Genomic DNA, 14,424 nt, shown 5'->3' with positions numbered 1-14,424 from the left:
TCACACAATTAGAACAATTAGTACAACCTACCACCTCTCATCATGCACCCATTTGTTTTCCTTTTTTGGTTGATACCCTTTATCGTGAATAACATTATGATGAAAGAGACAGAGAGTTTCTAAGTTGCTTAATACTAAGGCAAGCTTAGGATGATGTTCTATCTCTTGTTTGTGATGGACGTTTAACTCAATAGGTTTCTTCTTGCCATCTTCCTTGACTGAATCAACATGGACTAAACCTTGTCGCTTACATTCCTGGCATTCATAGTTGTCCCTCTTCACCGCTTCTTGTCTTAACTTGCGCCATGCAGTAGAGTTATAGAAAGCTTTCTTTTCTGCTTCAGTATTGTACTTAATCATCCTTCGGCAATCCTTCTAGCATCGTCCATGCTCTGCTTGACCTTCGCTTTAAGCAAAGCTTCCTCTTTAAGTAGATTATTTATATCACCAGTTCGCATCTTTGCATGCAGTTGTCTCATTTCCTTCTGGAGCTTTAAGGTTTCAGCACTTGAGTAATAAGCAACGTACTCATACTTACAATGTGTGCAGCGAAAGAAAGTCTTTTCTATTCCACTCTTTACTTTTTTAGTTTTAAACTTAGTTATTGTGAATACTTTTTTGCATCCAGCATCGCAGGTTGTTTTCATTTTTTGCACCACCTTTGCCGCTATTTTACCTAATTACTATTAGTAATTGAACATTTTTTAATCTAATGAATTAGCTATAACCTATATTGTGTACAATTCAACAGCACCGCAAAGTACTTGATATCACTATTCTGAATCCATTTCTTGTAAATGAATTAGACAACATTTTTTTATAGCTAATTGAAAAGCTGCATAAAAAAGAAACCTTCATATTTGAAGTTTTCGTTGGTAATCATTTAATGTATCTTGAGTGATTCCAATGTACCTTAATGTTTCTTTTGGATCAGTGTGATTTAACATTTGTTGTAATGTAGCAACGTCTTTAAATTGATTATAGAAATGATACCCATATGTTTTTCTTAATGAATGAGTACCAATTCTCTCAAGACCGAATTCATCAGCTATTTGATTTAATATTACATAAGCCATTCCTCTGGTAATAGGTTTGTTTTTGCCAATCCTACTTTTAATAAGGTATTCATTCTTGTGTTTGTCTTTGATATATTCTCTTAATGCCTTCTTTAATTCTTTGGGCATTTTGACTTCACGGATCTTTTTTGTTTTCTTTTCTCTAAGGTAGATGTCCCACCCTTCAACGTCTCGAACTCTGAGATTCAAAATATCAGAAATTCTTAACCCAGTATTGATACCCAATAAAAAGAGTATGTAATTCCTAGGGTTGGTTTCTTGAAGATAGTTCTTTATTTCTTTAATCAATTCTTTATCTCTAATCGGCTGGACGAGGTTCATCGATACTCACCTCATTCCTCTTTAATGAACTTAGGAACTAATCCGATTCTCTTTTGTTGCTCCTCTAATTCTTGTAATGCTGTTGTTGCTTTTTTCGCTTCTCTGGTTACTGCTTTTAATCCTTTTAATGCCTCAGAACAATCAATGTCGACAGAAATTGTTCCAGAACTACCTTTGTTTGACGCGCGCTTTTCTGCCATGTCACAACAACTCCTTTTATTTTTTGTATTCAACACCACATACAGGGAAGTGATGGCGGACACTTGCAACATAAGCTGCTATATGATGTTGAATACAAAAAACAAAAGACTATAATATGTTCTTTGTCTTTTGTTTAATATGGTTCATTCTTTTTCATCTTCTCTTTAATGCGCCTCCCTTGCCACGATACAAGCCTCTATTATTGCTACCCATTAATTCATTCCAATCGATTTTTTCTTCTTTTTTTTGCTTTGGCTTATGATGTGTTTTTTTCTTAGGTGGCTTTATCTTATCCAACTGCTTTTTTTGATTTTTAGATAAACGATCAGCAATTTTCATTGAATCACCTTCCTAAAATAATAAACCTGATAAAAAAGGCGGTACCCCATGAAGATACCGCCTTCCAGGTGATGTAATGTGAGAAAGTATTTGTCGACTGGCTATGCAGCCCTTATTTTCACATTAACTTTTTTTGACGTTGCTTGCTCAAGGCATCGCCTGTTGTACAAACCAAGTTCACGACATAGTCGTAAAATTTGAAGGATTTCGGGATTATTTCCGCACCCCTTATATATAGGTGGCAATTGTCAATAAAAAATACCTTATCTGCAAGAACAGATAAGGCATTCGGAAATATGATTTAATATTTTTTTTTCTGAATGATGGATTGTGGAGCTAATGTTGCTTTCTGAAACCCCTAGCAAACTGGCAATCTCAGTATTTTGCAAACAATGTCCCTTATTCATTAAAAATATTTCTTTCTCTCTATCTGTTAAAACGGAAAGTGCACAATCTAATTGATCTCTTTCCCAAGAATGAATGATATCTTCTTTTTGATGTTGGTCCCAAGAAAATACAGGTTCTTCACTTCTAAAATAACGTTGGATAATTAACGGGTCAAATAAACGATTATTTTGATATGCTGCCCTTCGCTCAATGCCTCTTTTGTTACCTGGTCGACGACCTGTAGACATCCATTCAATTGTGTACTCTAAATCTGAAATAATTCCTTTAATAATTTCCTCATCTTCATCAGCTGCACAATCTAGGAGTTTTTTTGCTTCTTTAAGTGTAAGTCTATAATCTTCAACAGTAGCTATTCTTGAGGGATTATACTCTAACTCCAGTTGCACGGCATCTAACCTCCTAGCCTTAAGCTTCTAGCTTCATAAAGGGCCCATTTTACTGTTTCGTGGATGGCTTTAGAGATAGCTGCATCTTTTATCTCTTTTTCTGTTTTAATCTCAATCTGAGATTTCCTTTTACTTCTAAATAGGTGTTCCACGACTACAGAACCGTTACCAGTTATACTAATAGTCCATTTTGTAAACTTACCAGTACTAATTTGCTTGTAAGGGTATATATACATGTTCTCACCTCGAATATTTGGTGAATAAAATTCTCGAATTAAATAGTGATATTATGTTTTTTAATGAATTGAGTTGTAGTAACATACACAGGAATAGCTTTTCCGTTTTCCCAATTAACTCTTGCTGAGCGGAAAGTATAAGGTCTGTTTGCATATTGGAGAACACCTGATTGATAATCTCTTTCTCTTCTAATCTCCCGTAATTGTTTGTATCGATTCTTTCTTTTTCGATTCATATGCCACCCCTTAGAAAGTCATTGTATTGCTCAATTAAAATATTTCCTATAAATTATGCTGTTTTTAGTTATTGTAAGAATCCTGGGTATCTTTTTTGATGACTTATATTTTCCACTCAAAATCTCTTTAGCTTTTAACTTCCATTTTGGTACTCTCATAGATTTATTCACTAACTCCAACTTGCTTCTGGTTCTTTTTCTGGTACAACTTTGTCGCTTTCATAATCAGAATCAAGTATTAATTTGACACCGTTCTGATCTAACTTCATTAGCAGTATTTCAAAGTCATTCAAATATCTTAGTGAAGAAATGTCATGTTTAGAATCATATCGAACATCCCAATTGTCTCTTTTGTCCCATTTGGATAATCTGATAGCGAAATTCATCTTTTCATCATGTTCACATTCGAAAGTTAGCGTTGCATAATCGAAAGAGCTCCATGATCTTTCGTCATCATAATTAATGTTCATATGCACATCCGCATATTCATAACTAGGTCCATCATCATAATTGATTTCCAATCCGTCTGTCTCAATATTCTTTCCTACATACTTTTTCCATTCTTCAAACAGGTCTGTCACTTTTAAATCTTTTCGATCATCATAAATCATTAGGTTTTTAAAATTCTCCAGCAGTTTTTTGTTTTCCAATGCTGAATTTTTCAAAACATCCACCAAAACAGAATCTAACTTCACGATATATTCACTGTAATCACGGTTTTCTAGAAAAGGAATCATAACAGACTTTATTTGATTTTCGATTACCTTTGTTACATCACCGTAAGAACCTAGTAAATCTTTAAGGGCGTTCTTAACTCCGACCTCTAGTTGTTCAGCTATCATTTTTTCAACAAAACCTTCTTCTAATTTTTTCGTAATAACGTCTTTAATGCTATTTTCTAAATTCATCATTTTTCTCTCCTTTTTTTAGTTTATTTACTGAACGATATTCATTCCAATACGTCAAAATAAAATAATAATGTAATGGAGATGATATAAAACACCCAAAAATAAGGACTTTTCATCATTTCCTTGTATTCTTTTAGTTGCATTTTTATTGCTTCTTTAAAGGGCATTTAACCACTTCCTTTTAGTTCATCAACCTAATATAATCGAAGGACAGTGTCTAAATTGGCAAGAATAAATTCTCTTTCATCTTCAGGAATGTTTTCATTCATAAAAATGTAGTTATGAAGCTGTTTGATAACATCACTTTGTTTTCTAGCGATACGCTCTAATTCTTCTTTAGAAATTTCATTCATGTGATTTCCCGCCTTTATTTCTGTGGCAATATTCACGTAAACATTCTGCAGTTGCGTTTCGGGTTTATCTCCGATAGGATCACACTGATAGACCTCATAAACGGTTCCATCAATCCAGCCAATGGTGGTACCTTCTTCAATGGGACCATCAACTGTAATAAAAGGCTCAGGTAATCCATGTAACATGGCCTTCACTTTCTCATCCTCCTTTTAGGTCGTTAACTTCTCGAATTATTCACTATGCTTTTCGTTTTCAATTACTTCCATTGCTTGTTTTAACCCTAAAACAAATAATGGACTTGTGTTGGTATTCATAGCGTATTCAATCTCTTTTTCTAAAAGATGTAAGACAAACTCTTTAGTCATTACTAACATTTTCATCACCTCGTTATGTCGTAATATGGGTCTACGATTCATCATATTTCAGGCAACTTTCTGTACGCATTTTATAAACTTTTTTTAATGTACAAGTGCCTCTTGCAGTCAAAATATCCTTTTTGATGAATGACTCATACCATTTACAACTACCGCACTTATTTAATAACGTGATATTTGGCTTCCAATTTGGTGTTTGTCTACAATTCATCTTTTTCATACTCCACAAAACAGCCACATCCACCAATGTCCCAAATATCCACTTGGACTGGTTCTTTTTCTAATTCTTCTAGAGACTTTGTTTTCATAAAAGTGTAAGGCTTTTTAATCGGTTGACCTTTGGAATCTTGACCGAATCTTCGCCAGTTGGATTTTAAGTATTCACTGTTTGCTAATATGTTTTTTATCTTGTCGGATTTCTTTCCAGTGCTGACAAACTCCCATACATCGTCATAAAGGTAATCCTTACTTTTGCCACTCTTAATGGCTGGTTGTTTGCAATATCGGATGTATTCCGAAATGATTACTTCTTGTTCCATCAATTCGATAAAAGTTTTCTCATCTTTCATAAGCAAGTTTTTAAAATGTCCCTGACCTGCCTTTACACATCGACCTTTACAATTGTTGTGAACAAACTGCATTTCATACAAGCGCGGCTGCCGGATATTGTATTTCTTTAAAACCTCGTCATTGTTTATCACATGATCTATGAGTGGCATTTCTACTTTAAAAGGTTTCCAATTGGCTCTTATTGGTCCTTCACGGTGCATTTCCTCAAAGCCTATACCGAAATAAAGGGTTGCATCGGTAATGAAGTCCTCAGCCTTAAGGTATTGTTTGTTATGCCATTTCTCGACTTCAGGAACAATGCCCTTTTTCAAGTATTGAGCAGATACTTTCATTTTGAGTTCTTTCGAACAAGTTCCTACTCGGTTATTGGCCATAAACCTTTGTTGAACCATTAATTGAGCTGGGGTAATACCTCTGCTATGAACCAACATTGGTAACTCCAATTTGTCACTGGCTTCGAGAATGAATCGGTATAGATCCTCATCTTCCCAAAGAGTGTCCGTGAAATAGAGGAGGATATTGTCATTCGGGTAATTCTCTTTTACAAAATCAGCAACCGAGAAACTGCTTTTCCCTCCGCTAAAGAAAATTATATGATTTTGCATACCTGCATTCTCCTTAGTCAGTTATTCGTAATGCAATAAGAAAATTTGCAGTTATGGTGTTGAATTCCCTCTAGGCTCTAAAAATTGAACGGATTCAGCCAGAACTTCCGTGACATACACTTTTTTTCCGTCGATTGTTCATACTTCAAACAGCTTTCTGTACGCATTTTATAAACTGTTTTTAATGTACAAGTACCTCTAGCAGTAAGTACTTTGTTTTTAATAAACGGTTTATAATAGTTGCAACTTCCGCATTTGTTGTTTAAATCAAGACTTTTCCAATTTGGTGTTTTATTCATTATCGTGACTATGTTTCTAATAAGTCCTCACTGGGAGAATTAAGGTTCTAACATTCGCATCGTCATCTAACACAATAGGTCTCATATTTCCATGGAAGTAGAATGTTAATTGCTCGGAATTTAATTTAAAGTGAGCTTCCAGTGCATCTCGAATGTATTCAACATTGAACGATACTACTTCGAACCCGGGGTAGGTTGCGATACACGGCATACTCATTTTGATGCCATGATTGCCTAGTTCAACGTTAACCGATTCCTCCTTACCTTCTGCGAAACATAATTTCACTGTTTTGTTACGATCCTTTAAAACCGTCATTGTTTGATTAATCGATTTAAATAGCTGCAACCATAATTTGATTTGTTCCTTCGTCAATACGATGGTCGCTTGGTGGTTTTCTATTCCTGATAATTTTTCAGTCTCAGGGAAGTTCCCTTTTGCAAACATAAACGACTTTGGATTAACTAAATAATCCTCTTTAAATCCATGGATCCCTCTAATCCGTATCAATCTGTGGCTATCAGTGGCTATCATATCTCCATTTGCTGCATGCGATACATAAGTTAAAATTGGGCGAGTATCACTTTTACTCACAAACTTTTTAACTGCCTCCAAAGCGATTCCGTATAAATCATCATGAACAAACTCAATGTTACTGATTGGTTTAACTGTCATTTTTTTACCCCTCCAATTTAATTTTGCATTCCTTTTCTTCTTCAGCTTTTTCAACTGATCCATTTCCAACCAACTTAAATTTATGTCTAGAGTTGGTTCGATTACTACTTAACTATCTCGCCCTTTATGGTATGGCTATACTCCCAAATCTTTGCTTCACAGACAGGACAGCATTCTGGATCGTCTGCCTTTTCAACTGCAAATGCTCTACCGCAATCCTCGCAGTTATAAATATCCATTTCCATGTTCGGTTCTTCTGTTGGGATGGCTGCGTTTTCCGTTCGATTGATGCTTTTTTCAAATGAAAATCCATCTGGATAACGTTTGTACAACTTTTCGATATTAGCCGTTGCTACTTCTTCAAGTGATAACCCTGCTACTCTAGCAACCTGAGAAACGTACCAAAGTACATCACCTAATTCTTTTTTGATATCTTCTTTATTGATATCGTGGCCATGAAAAACAAATTTTTTAATTAAATCTGCAACTTCACCAGCTTCACCAGCAATGCCTAATCCATAATTAGCTAGTTCTCCATCATGTTTAGTAGCTGTACGTGAAGACATTTGTTGATAATCATTTAAATTCATCGCCTCATACCTCCTTTTATCACTCTTTTGCCGAACAATTGATATTTTTGAAGCTGTTTTTTGACTTCCCATACTTCCACTCCGAAACGTTCAGCAATTTCAACTTCGCTTAAACCCATTCCCCAATATTTCACTAACTTTTGTAGGAATAAGGAACTCCAAGTTTTTAATTGGAGCTCCCTTGCTGCCGCGTATTTATAGTCCAAAGGGCAATTTTCATTTAGTACTATTTGTAATAATTGCTTTTTAGTGGCATCTTCAAAGTTCATTCAATCACCTACGACTTTGAAATATACAAAATGACTAACTCTTTTAGTGCTCGGTTCTCTTTTTCTAACTTGATTAGTGAGGAATAAACATCAGCATGTTTAGTCAAAAGGTTCTGTAGCTCATAATCTTTTATTTCTAGATCGCATTGCACCCGGTCATATTCCAGTTGTGCGTTTTCCTTCGCTTTTCGCTCATGATCTATTTCAATTCGTAAACTATTACATTCGTTTTCTATGTCACTACATGCTGCATTCAGATTTTCTAATTCTTTGACTTTTTCTTGGAGCTCTAATATTGATTTATCCTTCGCATTGTTCGTGTCACTTAAATCATTAATTAATTGGCGCATTTCAGTGGTTTTATCTTCTTTAGGTTTTTCTGCTTTTAAAGTAAGGTTTTCACTTAAAACGGGTTTATTGGGAGCTCCAAACCACTTCTTTTTGAGAATGGATACATGAGATGGTGCCATAGACCTTTTACGTGCGATTTCTGCATCGCTAAGTCCCTGTGTTTTTAAGTCTTGATATTCCTCCAATGTGATTTTCGCCATACCTTTTTTCCTCCCTAAATTTTCTCCAATAAGCCTTATCTCATTGTAGGTGCTACACCCCTTACACTTTACTTCTGGTGATACAGCAATACTTCGATTATCGCTTTTTCGGGGGCAACTCTTGCAATTTTCCAGTAAGTCATCCAGTTTGAAGAGAAGTTGTTGACGGTTCATTTGTTGCGCATCTCGATCACTGTCATGATGGCATAATTAGCCATATCTAAAAGTGTATCTTCAATGCTTTCGTCTTTCACCTGTGCTTCGTTCTTAATCAATTGTTTAAATCGTTTCATCTTGTCCTCTAACCGAATTGCAGAAGAAATGATTCCGTATTCTTGATACTGCTGTCCAAATGAATCTCCGTAATCAGCGTTCTTTTGCTTGTAGATATTGTTTAACTGGCGACAAATTTCTAAATGCTTATCAGTTTTGGTCATCTTGAATTCTAGAGGTTCAATTGTTTCCATCTCATTTGCTTTATAAAGATTGCCCATATTAACCTCCTACTCGTTCAAATATTTTTTGTTTAGCCTCTTCAAGTCTTTTTCGAAAAACTTGTTGTTTAGCTGTTCTTACTTCCTCTGGAACAGGTCCACAATTGGGACAGCTGTCAATCTTGGTGTAAAAACTACCAGTGGTGTGGACCACGTGTGTACCGTTACATAATTGGCACATAGTATCCTCCTAAAATTGTTTTCTGCGAAAATCTTTTCCGTTCATTTTGATAATTTCAGTGTTATCAAGAATCCTAGAAAAGTTACGCTCGTTGACTTTTGCTTCCAAGTCAGCGCTTTTTAAGTTGGTTGTATAAATGGTGCTCTTCCCAGCACGACTATCCACAACTTCGAAAATCTTAGTTTGTGCCCAATTGTCATTTTCATTTCGTTTGTTTGTGTACTCAGCTCCTAAATCATCCAAAACAAGAAGGTCAACTTGTTGTATGTACTCGAATAAATCCTCTTCAGAAAGCTTAGATTTAGCGTTGTAGGTTTCTTTAATTTTGGTTAGTAGCTTAGGTACCGATAAAAACAAACAAGAATGACCAGAATCTAAAAGCGATTTTGTTGCCGCATAAGACAAGTGACTTTTTCCGGTCCCATAGGTACCAACTAATAAAAGATTTTTAGATTCTTTAGGATTGAAAAGTCGAACAAAATCCATAACTTTCTGCTTTGCCTCCACTAATTCCTTACTTGGTGGGATATAAGTATCAAAGGATGCTCTTTTAAGGTTTTCATTCACCAGGGAATTTTGATCAAACACATCTTTGACTTTTCTCTTTGTCATCCTGGCATGAGCTTCTAATGTCTGTTCGGCAAGTATTTTATCTTCAGCTGCTATATACCTGCAGTAAAAACAAAAAGGTTGTTCCGATACTGGATCTAGTTGCAAAGGACGTCTGCAACTGTCATTGGTGCAACGTTCATTTGTAATTTTAGGGAGTTTTAACGATTCGATGGTTATCGATTCTTTTAACGATTTCACTTATTCACCCCGTTTTAAAAATCGTAATCGTATTCACTTTCGGATTTTGTTTTATTGGAACTATTACTATTAGCTTGTCCTTCTCTTTTCCTGCGAAATTCCTCATCCAGTGCTTGTACATCTTTAATGGTTCTAACGCCCTTTTTTGCCCATTCTTTTAAAATGCTATTCGCATATTTCCAAGGTTTCCCTTGAACTAATGCTCTTTTCATGGCTTCTAACACTAATTCACAATTCAAGTCATTAACCCATGTGATTAATGTCTCGCTCATAAAGGGGTTTATCATTCCGAAATTTTGTTGGTAAAAATCACTTACATCTGCAATCGACATATTTTCTTGTTGTTCTTTTTCTTGTTCTTCTTCTTGTTCTCTTTCTTCTTCTTGTTCTTCTTCTTCCCCCTGGTCTATGGATAGGGTACTTATAGGGTATCCATACCGTATACATAGGGTAATTAATTCTCTAATAAATCCTTTGTTCTTAATGGATTTAAGCTCCTTTTTCATGCACGATATAACTGTTGAGCTTTTAATTGCGTTGTACCGAATCCAATTTACTAACATAATTTCTTTTGTCTTATCGTCATAACGGATTTTTCCATACTCTATAAATCTGCTAAGCAATTTATCTATTGTTTCCCTGTTGTATCCTGTTTCCGTTTCAATAATTCTCTTTGGCAACTCGTATATACCGCATTGGGAAGTTTTACTGTTGGTCATCAAATAGATATAAAAATATTTTTCCTCTGGAGTGAGATCAAGTACAAATCCGTCTTGCCAAAAATCCACATGGACCTGTCTGTATTTAGCCAATTTTTATTACTCCTTTCTGATGCAAATAGCAAAACCTTTTTGAATCGATTTCACCTGATAATGTGGATACCGAGCCATATATTGAAGAACTTGCATCTTGAGTTGTTCTTTTCCTACTGCTTCCTGAAAAATTCGTTCCGGGATTAAAACCCGATATAAATCATTATTTACAGGCATCTCGTCACCAACTTTTGGTTATTTTGCCTTTCTTTTTTGCTGGGCGATGACGTCTGGAAATTTCTTTCTCAAGTAACTAGCTTTTGCTGAAACAGATTTAGGAAGTCGATTTAATCTTGCAGATAAATGGCCCACTTTATAGAAGTTAATATGGTTAATAAGATAAAACTCTTCGTCAGAGCTCCAAGGTCCAATGTTTATAGGGGTTGTAGTGCCGCCAACCTTTTGGGATGTTTTAGTTTCGTCAACTATCAACTGAGCTGATAGTGACTGCATGGTGATTCCTATTGGGCACACGGTCGAACAATAAACAGGGGTTTCTCCTTGAGAAATGCGATACTCACATCCTGTGCATTGATCTAAAAGCGTACAGATTTCTTTTCGAATCGTTTGCTTTTCTTTTCGGTTCATCTTCAATCCTCCTTTTTGGCGATGAATCCTAATTTAAGAAACCTTTTTTGAAATAAGTAATCTAAAAGTTTCTTTTCCTTTTGGAGTAATCAAAGTTTGTGTATCTGCTTTGCCGTTTCGTTCCCATTCCTTAAGTTGGAAAAACTGAGGCACATATTGAGAATAAGGTTTTAACTTTCCTTTTTGGTCACGATAAATGAATTTGTTCTCCAATAACCAGTTAATAAAATCTTTCTCTTTAATTTGGATTCCCTTTGCAGTATCTCGAAAGTTCGTTAATAGGTTGCGATCTACTAAAGCATCGAAATAATCTGCCTTTGGTTGCATTATTGTGAGTTGTTCATTTTGTTTTCTAACTGTTTCTAATGTTGCTCGAAACATCAGCTTGGTATGGTCATCTGCAAACGGAAGGTAAGTGTTTACAAACATTTCATCGTTAGATACGTAGCCACCTGTTTGGCGTATCATAGGAAGTACTTCGTGTGTAATCCATCTTTTAAATTGTTTTGCCTCAGGTTTGCGACTTCCAAGTATTAATGTATAGAGACCCGGTTCGTTGACAATATTTGATTCACCTTGACGACCTATGTTGAACATAGACCGTTCATCTTCATCTAAACGACTTATTGCTTGAGTTACGTTATTAATCTCTAATACTTCACAAACGTCTTTTGCGACAAACCAAGGTTCGTTATTTTTTAATATTGTTCTTACAGTTTTTCCGCCAAATTGGAATACTTTTGAAATTTGGTCCACTTAGTTTCTTCTCCTTTTTATCTGCCTCATTTTTATGGTAAGATTTACTTAGATTGTTTTACCTAGATCACCAGTTGGCGCTGGTGGTTTTTTATTTGTCTTTCAGCGATAAACATCACTCCCTTCGAAGCTGCTAAACAATTAATCTGCTAAGCCAAGTAACTTAGCTGCACCCATACCAATAGTCATAATGCCTATCAAGATGATTCCAGTTATGATGTACCCCATCTGATTGCCCTCCTATTCAACTACTAAACTTTTATTCCAAAAATCGTTCATCAAGTTTCGCATAAGAGGTAAAAAGAGAAGAGGTATTAACCTCTGAATTTATCTCGAATTGTTCATTTGTATTTCCAAAATAAAAATAAAACACATAGTCCAAAAATGCAGACAGTAATGGCAAATAGTTGATATTCAATAAGCATTACAATTTACTCCTTTACGTCACAATAAATGTCAACCATTCGGTAATTCCGAAAGGTTGAATAGTTTCGGATTGTTCACTACTTAGTTTTATAAAACCCTTTAATATAACTACGGTCAAAAGCACCCACAATACAATTTTCTTTATCTGTCAAAACTACAAAAGATTCATTAGAAAACTCTATATTAGCCACATTAGGGATGATTAGTGTTACATCATCGCTTAAAAAACTTCTTAACACTACTTCGTATGTCTTATGTTCCAATTTTCTCAACTCCTTTTATGTCATCATTTCGGTCGATTGAATAATTTTATTGGATTCCGTTCCATTCTTTGAAATTATCAATTATTTCCTGTTTAACTTCTTCCCAAGAACGATCTGTCTCAACGTCATCCGTTTCAAATGTAATGAAATCGAAATAAGCGTGTTGTGAGTTTCCTTCAATATTGTGAGATAAGATTAGAAAACTTCTTTCACCTCGAGAGGTTTTCCATAAATCATAGCGAATAACGCCTGGAGAAAATTCAAAACCATTATGACGTTCTTGAATATGTTTGCTAACAAATGCTTTTGTATGACCGGTTAGATAAACATAAAAATCAATAGCCTTTTTTCTGGTTAGTTCTTTCTTTAATTGAGCATTTTCTTTTTTAACCGCCGTTTGGATGTCATCACCGGTTAAAATCGTAATTTCGTCTTTTTTGATGAATACAATATTTTTCCTGAACGTACTATACCTTCGAGAATCTTCGTTATAGTTAAAAGATGAAAAAGGTTTTAATCCCTGGTAAGCAAAAATTCCATCGCCGCTTGTTGAATAAATGGTCCATACACGACCTTTGTAAAAGACAACTTTGTCAATAAGTTCTACAGTTACTTCCACACTAACCACTCCTTTCGAGATTGTTACCTTCTATGCTGTTTTAGGGCTTTTCTTAACTTCTTCTTGAATGATTTTGTACAGCAATTCATATGCTTGTTCTTTTCGTTGTTCAAATAATGGACCTTTAATAATTGTTACTTTCATTTTTTGCCTCCTGTGGTTTATTTATCGTGTACTTATAAACCACAAACGATTAAAAAAAATCTTTCATGGTTACACCTAGCTGAGCTGCGATTCTTTCAAGTAAGCGAGTGCTGGGTCTTACCTTACCTGTCTCCACTTTACTGAGATGCGTGCGATCAATGCTTAACCTTTCAGCTAGTTCTGTTTGCGATATACCCTTTTTACGTCTGATTTCTGCGATTTTATTTTCCATATTTTACTCCTTTCCCACTTATTTGTGGTTATTTGTACCACCCGTGGTTTTAATATACCACAAATGTGTAAATATATGCAACGCAAAATAATAAAAATAGTTTAATATAATTAATTTATTTTCTTATTTGTGGTATTTTATATCTGTAGGACTTTTTGTGGGGGCTATAACAATGACCAATTATGAAAACGAAGTAGGAGCCAAAATCAGAGCACTAAGAGAGAAGGGAAACCTGACATTACGAGAAGCTGGAGAAGGTTTAGAAATGGATTATAGTTATCTGGGGAGAATAGAGAGAGGATTTCTACCTTCCACTAAAGTTATTAAAAAGATAGCTGAATTTTACAACGTAGACATTTCATATATACTAGGTGAAGAATTAGAAATTCCTCAAGAGATGGAACACAAAATTAAAAAGTGGTATAGTGTAATCCGAGAAACCGAGCAAAGAGGATATTCCCCAGAGGATATTGCCAAGATTTTAGATACATTAGATGCCATTACAGGTAAAAATCGACAACGAAGTGACAATTAATGACACATTTGTATATTTTGTGGTTATAACCGACAAAATCAGACAAAAGATGACCATTCCCCTCTAATTATATAATTGATATAATAAACTTAGGTCATATAAGAACGAACGTTCGCTTAGGGGGAAACTGGATGGGTTATGCCGATGTTCATTATTCAGATGTATTGT

27 protein-coding genes and 2 pseudogenes are annotated in these 14,424 nt (G+C 35.1%); 1 reads left to right on the top strand and 28 read right to left on the bottom strand.

Translation table 11 applies throughout. From position 1 onward, the window contains the following. Positions 1–27: 27 nt before the first annotated feature. From LRP83_RS08630 to LRP83_RS08500, 28 genes and pseudogenes are all read right to left on the bottom strand, one after another. On the bottom strand, positions 28–360 hold the full coding sequence (locus LRP83_RS08630; protein ID WP_230496293.1) for an HNH endonuclease: 333 nt from the start codon (positions 358–360) through the stop codon (positions 28–30). Next, positions 357–647 (bottom strand): hypothetical protein, encoded by a 291-nt coding sequence (locus LRP83_RS08625; RefSeq protein ID WP_230496292.1) that lies wholly within the window; start codon positions 645–647, stop codon positions 357–359. The genes LRP83_RS08630 and LRP83_RS08625 overlap by 4 nt, the downstream gene beginning before the upstream one ends. Positions 648–854: 207 nt before the next feature. Then, entirely contained in the window at positions 855–1,397 is a 543-nt protein-coding gene (locus LRP83_RS08620; protein ID WP_230496291.1) for a site-specific integrase, read from the bottom strand. A gap of 11 nt (positions 1,398–1,408) precedes the next feature. Next, positions 1,409–1,597 (bottom strand): hypothetical protein, encoded by a 189-nt coding sequence (locus tag LRP83_RS08615; RefSeq protein WP_230496290.1) that lies wholly within the window; start codon positions 1,595–1,597, stop codon positions 1,409–1,411. Between the two features lie 154 nt (positions 1,598–1,751). Next, on the bottom strand, positions 1,752–1,937 hold the full coding sequence (locus tag LRP83_RS08610) for a hypothetical protein (protein WP_230496289.1): 186 nt from the start codon (positions 1,935–1,937) through the stop codon (positions 1,752–1,754). A 263-nt stretch (positions 1,938–2,200) separates the two neighbouring features. Next, a complete protein-coding gene (locus LRP83_RS08605; protein ID WP_230496288.1) occupies positions 2,201–2,731 on the bottom strand; it encodes a sigma-70 family RNA polymerase sigma factor in 531 nt (176 codons plus the stop codon). A 5-nt stretch (positions 2,732–2,736) separates the two neighbouring features. After that, a complete protein-coding gene (locus LRP83_RS08600) occupies positions 2,737–2,967 on the bottom strand; it encodes a hypothetical protein (protein WP_230496287.1) in 231 nt (76 codons plus the stop codon). A gap of 38 nt (positions 2,968–3,005) precedes the next feature. Further along, positions 3,006–3,203: a hypothetical protein gene (locus LRP83_RS08595; RefSeq protein WP_230496286.1), complete on the bottom strand. Its 198-nt coding sequence runs from the start codon at positions 3,201–3,203 to the stop codon at positions 3,006–3,008. Between the two features lie 170 nt (positions 3,204–3,373). Beyond that, on the bottom strand, positions 3,374–4,114 hold the full coding sequence (locus LRP83_RS08590) for a hypothetical protein (protein ID WP_354002333.1): 741 nt from the start codon (positions 4,112–4,114) through the stop codon (positions 3,374–3,376). 38 nt (positions 4,115–4,152) lie between these two features. Continuing rightward, on the bottom strand, positions 4,153–4,278 hold the full coding sequence (locus LRP83_RS23210; protein WP_290369520.1) for a hypothetical protein: 126 nt from the start codon (positions 4,276–4,278) through the stop codon (positions 4,153–4,155). 27 nt (positions 4,279–4,305) lie between these two features. Then, positions 4,306–4,659 (bottom strand): hypothetical protein, encoded by a 354-nt coding sequence (locus tag LRP83_RS08585; protein WP_230496285.1) that lies wholly within the window; start codon positions 4,657–4,659, stop codon positions 4,306–4,308. Between the two features lie 36 nt (positions 4,660–4,695). After that, entirely contained in the window at positions 4,696–4,839 is a 144-nt protein-coding gene (locus tag LRP83_RS08580; protein WP_230496284.1) for a hypothetical protein, read from the bottom strand. Between the two features lie 200 nt (positions 4,840–5,039). Further along, positions 5,040–6,014, bottom strand: coding sequence for a phosphoadenosine phosphosulfate reductase domain-containing protein (locus LRP83_RS08575; RefSeq protein ID WP_230496283.1), 975 nt, complete (start codon positions 6,012–6,014; stop codon positions 5,040–5,042). Positions 6,015–6,083: 69 nt separating this feature from the next. Next, a pseudogene (locus LRP83_RS08570) lies at positions 6,084–6,146 on the bottom strand (single-stranded DNA-binding protein); the annotation flags it as partial. Between the two features lie 183 nt (positions 6,147–6,329). After that, entirely contained in the window at positions 6,330–6,986 is a 657-nt protein-coding gene (locus LRP83_RS08565) for a hypothetical protein (RefSeq protein WP_230496282.1), read from the bottom strand. 290 nt (positions 6,987–7,276) lie between these two features. Next, positions 7,277–7,576, bottom strand: a pseudogene (locus LRP83_RS08560) (nucleoside triphosphate pyrophosphohydrolase family protein); the annotation flags it as partial. Then, complete coding sequence (locus LRP83_RS08555) at positions 7,573–7,845, bottom strand: hypothetical protein (RefSeq protein WP_230496281.1); 273 nt, start codon at positions 7,843–7,845, stop codon at positions 7,573–7,575. The gene LRP83_RS08555 and the pseudogene LRP83_RS08560, both read right to left, overlap by 4 nt. A gap of 8 nt (positions 7,846–7,853) precedes the next feature. Further along, complete coding sequence (locus LRP83_RS08550; protein WP_230496280.1) at positions 7,854–8,396, bottom strand: hypothetical protein; 543 nt, start codon at positions 8,394–8,396, stop codon at positions 7,854–7,856. 170 nt (positions 8,397–8,566) lie between these two features. Beyond that, complete coding sequence (locus tag LRP83_RS08545; RefSeq protein ID WP_230496279.1) at positions 8,567–8,890, bottom strand: nucleotide modification associated domain-containing protein; 324 nt, start codon at positions 8,888–8,890, stop codon at positions 8,567–8,569. A 1-nt stretch (position 8,891) separates the two neighbouring features. Next, a complete protein-coding gene (locus LRP83_RS08540) occupies positions 8,892–9,071 on the bottom strand; it encodes a hypothetical protein (RefSeq protein WP_230496278.1) in 180 nt (59 codons plus the stop codon). Between the two features lie 9 nt (positions 9,072–9,080). After that, on the bottom strand, positions 9,081–9,881 hold the full coding sequence (locus LRP83_RS08535; RefSeq protein WP_230496277.1) for an ATP-binding protein: 801 nt from the start codon (positions 9,879–9,881) through the stop codon (positions 9,081–9,083). A gap of 14 nt (positions 9,882–9,895) precedes the next feature. Then, positions 9,896–10,693, bottom strand: coding sequence for a DnaD domain-containing protein (locus LRP83_RS08530; RefSeq protein ID WP_230496276.1), 798 nt, complete (start codon positions 10,691–10,693; stop codon positions 9,896–9,898). Between the two features lie 6 nt (positions 10,694–10,699). Next, on the bottom strand, positions 10,700–10,870 hold the full coding sequence (locus LRP83_RS08525) for a hypothetical protein (RefSeq protein WP_230496275.1): 171 nt from the start codon (positions 10,868–10,870) through the stop codon (positions 10,700–10,702). An 18-nt stretch (positions 10,871–10,888) separates the two neighbouring features. Beyond that, positions 10,889–11,281 (bottom strand): hypothetical protein, encoded by a 393-nt coding sequence (locus tag LRP83_RS08520; RefSeq protein ID WP_230496274.1) that lies wholly within the window; start codon positions 11,279–11,281, stop codon positions 10,889–10,891. Between the two features lie 33 nt (positions 11,282–11,314). Continuing rightward, on the bottom strand, positions 11,315–12,037 hold the full coding sequence (locus tag LRP83_RS08515) for a BRO family protein (protein WP_230496273.1): 723 nt from the start codon (positions 12,035–12,037) through the stop codon (positions 11,315–11,317). A 503-nt stretch (positions 12,038–12,540) separates the two neighbouring features. Next, positions 12,541–12,726, bottom strand: a complete 186-nt coding sequence (locus LRP83_RS08510; RefSeq protein ID WP_230496272.1) for a hypothetical protein — start codon at positions 12,724–12,726, stop codon at positions 12,541–12,543. A 46-nt stretch (positions 12,727–12,772) separates the two neighbouring features. Beyond that, complete coding sequence (locus LRP83_RS08505; protein ID WP_230496271.1) at positions 12,773–13,345, bottom strand: hypothetical protein; 573 nt, start codon at positions 13,343–13,345, stop codon at positions 12,773–12,775. 193 nt (positions 13,346–13,538) lie between these two features. Next, on the bottom strand, positions 13,539–13,721 hold the full coding sequence (locus LRP83_RS08500) for a helix-turn-helix domain-containing protein (protein WP_230496270.1): 183 nt from the start codon (positions 13,719–13,721) through the stop codon (positions 13,539–13,541). A gap of 172 nt (positions 13,722–13,893) precedes the next feature. Between LRP83_RS08500 and LRP83_RS08495 the strand changes: the two genes are divergently transcribed. Next, positions 13,894–14,256, top strand: coding sequence for a helix-turn-helix domain-containing protein (locus LRP83_RS08495; protein WP_230496269.1), 363 nt, complete (start codon positions 13,894–13,896; stop codon positions 14,254–14,256). Positions 14,257–14,424: the final 168 nt, after the last annotated feature.

The organism is Pseudoneobacillus rhizosphaerae (assembly GCF_917563885.1).
In the GTDB taxonomy this organism is placed as follows: Bacteria; Bacillota; Bacilli; order Bacillales; family Cytobacillaceae; genus Pseudoneobacillus; species Pseudoneobacillus rhizosphaerae.
This window is presented reverse-complemented; position numbering and strand designations above follow the sequence as displayed.